This window comes from Palleronia caenipelagi, assembly GCF_007004065.1.
In the GTDB taxonomy this organism is placed as follows: Bacteria; Pseudomonadota; Alphaproteobacteria; order Rhodobacterales; family Rhodobacteraceae; genus Palleronia; species Palleronia caenipelagi.
This window is the reverse complement of the sequence record NZ_VFSV01000118.1, coordinates 1-2,275: the sequence shown is the minus strand read 5'-3', so window position 1 is coordinate 2,275 and position 2,275 is coordinate 1. Positions and strand designations below refer to the sequence as shown.

General features: G+C 61.6%; 2 protein-coding genes. Both read left to right on the top strand.

Annotated elements, in window-relative coordinates; genetic code table 11:
* The first annotated feature begins 135 nt into the window (after window positions 1-135).
* Window positions 136-1,008, top strand: coding sequence for a tyrosine-type recombinase/integrase (locus FEV53_RS20060; RefSeq protein ID WP_142836394.1), 873 nt, complete (start codon window positions 136-138; stop codon window positions 1,006-1,008).
* A 10-nt stretch (window positions 1,009-1,018) separates the two neighbouring features.
* On the top strand, window positions 1,019-2,248 hold the full coding sequence (locus FEV53_RS20055; protein WP_142836393.1) for an IS91 family transposase: 1,230 nt from the start codon (window positions 1,019-1,021) through the stop codon (window positions 2,246-2,248).
* Window positions 2,249-2,275 lie beyond the last annotated feature (27 nt).

Below are 2,275 nucleotides of genomic sequence, written 5' to 3'. Positions count from 1 at the left end.
ACGAGGACGAAACCGCTCGCGCGGTATGGGCGCTTGTGGCGGGTGTTGTGCGCTGATGTGAGCAACGTAGATTTTGCGAACTGACGCACCTGTCTGACGATTGGGACCTTCTCAATCTGACGACAGGAGGTTTCGATGTCAGATCATTATGTTCCCAAACTACGCCAGCGCTTTCTCGAAGACATGCAGATCAAAGGGCTGCAACCGAAGACGCAGACGATGTATCTGCGAGCGATGCGGGAGTTCACGCGGTATCTGGGCCATTCACCGGATAGCGCGACACCGGAGGAGCTTCGGGCGTTTCAACTGGATATGAAGGAGCGCGGCGTTGGCGCGCCGACCTTCAACAATCGCCTAACGGTGCTGAGCTTCTTTTTTGCAACGACGTGCCCACGCCCGGAGATGAAGCGGCATATGCGCTACCAGCGGGCGGCGAAGAAGATCCCCGTGGTGCTGAGCGCCGAGGAGGTCACGCGCATTCTTGAAGCGGCACCGGGACCCGGGCTGAGATACCGGGCAGCTTTCAGCGTGGCCTATGGTGGTGGGCTCAGGGCAAGCGAGGTCACCCATCTGAAGGTCGGCGACATCGACAGTGACCGAATGCTGATCCGGATCGAGCAAGGCAAGGGCCGCAAGGATCGCCATGTGATGCTGTCGCCGGCTCTTCTGGAATTGCTGCGTGACTATTATCGCGAGGCGCGGCCCGCTGGCTGGCTGTTTCCGGGCCGCAACCGGGTCGACCCGATCTCGACGCGACAGTTCAATCGCGCCTTCGGGGTGGCCTGCGACTTCGCGGAGATCAGGAAGAATGTGTCGCCTCATACCCTGCGGCACAGCTTTGCGACGCATCTGCTGGAGGGCGGGACGGACATCCGGGTCATTCAGGTGCTGCTCGGGCACGCCAAGCTGGAGACCACGACGATTTACACCAAGGTGGCGACCAAGATGATCCAGGATGTGACCAGCCCGCTCGATCTGCTGGTGAGGCGGGAAGCAGCACCCGGCTGATCCTGGCCCGATGCCCCGCCCAAAGCTGGAGGTCGCGGATATCTTCCGCGCCTATGGGGATACCTATCGCTGTGAGAATGCCGGACATCTGAACCTGCCACAACTGAAGGTGATGTCCGCCATCGAGACCTGCCGCACCGCTGCGCTCGGCGGGCACGTCGCGACCTGCAACAAATGCGGCCACGAGCACATCGCTTATAACTCGTGCCGTAACCGGCATTGCCCGAAATGTCAGGGGGCCACTGCGCGGGACTGGATGCAGGCACGCATGGAAGACCTGCTGCCGGTCGAGTACTTCCATGTCGTCTTCACGCTCCCAGCCGAGATCGCGCAGATCGCCTATTGGAACAAGGCGGCAGTCTACGGTTTGCTGTTCAAGACGTCAGCACAGACGCTCCTGACCATCGCCGCGGATCCGAAGCATCTCGGCGCGCGGATCGGTATGACCGGCGTGCTACACACATGGGGGTCCGCCATGACCCACCATCCGCATGTGCATGTGATCGTGCCGGGTGGTGGCGTGTCTCCAGACGGCACCGGCTGGATTGCGTGCAGATCTGGATTCTTCCTGCCAGTGAAGGTTTTGTCGCGGCTGTTCCGGCGATTGTTCCTCGAAGGTCTGATGAGGTTGCACCGGACCGGCAAGCTGCGCTTCTTCGGTGATCTGGGGGGGCTGGCAGAGCCAGACGCCTTCGCGACCCGTCTTGCGCCGCTGCGCAAAACCGACTGGGTCGTCATCGTGCCGGAGGCGCGTCTTCGACACGACGCCAAGCCACCCTTCGGCGGACCCGAAGCCGTGCTGGCCTATCTCAGCCGCTATACCCACCGCGTCGCCATCTCCAACCATCGCCTGCTCAGTGCCGACGAGGGCACCGTGGCGTTCCGCTGGAAAGACTACCGCATCAAGCGCGGTGACAGGATGAAGGTCATGCGCCTGCCCACCGATGAGTTTATCCGCCGGTTCCTGATCCATGTCCTGCCGCCCGGCTTCCACCGCATCCGCCATGCAGGCTTCCTCGCCAATGGCATCCGGCGAGACAGGATCGAGAAGATCAGGCGCTTGTTGGATGCAGCGCCAGAACCGGCGCAAACATCAGACGAAGGGACAAGTGACGGCAACGACGAGCGGCACGCGAAACAGTCTTGCCCCAAATGCGGCGACGCGATGGTCATCATTGAGACCTTCCTGCGCAGTCAAACACCCAAATCCCGCGCACCACCTTGGGAGGATGCCGCATGATACAACACGGAAACCCGGCCCCTTCTT

Excerpts from the sequence above, each read along its gene's own strand:
- FEV53_RS20060 (WP_142836394.1), top strand. The coding sequence starts at position 136 with ATGTCAGATCATTATGTTCCCAAACTACGCCAGCGCTTTCTCGAAGAC.
- FEV53_RS20055 (WP_142836393.1), top strand. The coding sequence starts at position 1,019 with ATGCCCCGCCCAAAGCTGGAGGTCGCGGATATCTTCCGCGCCTATGGG.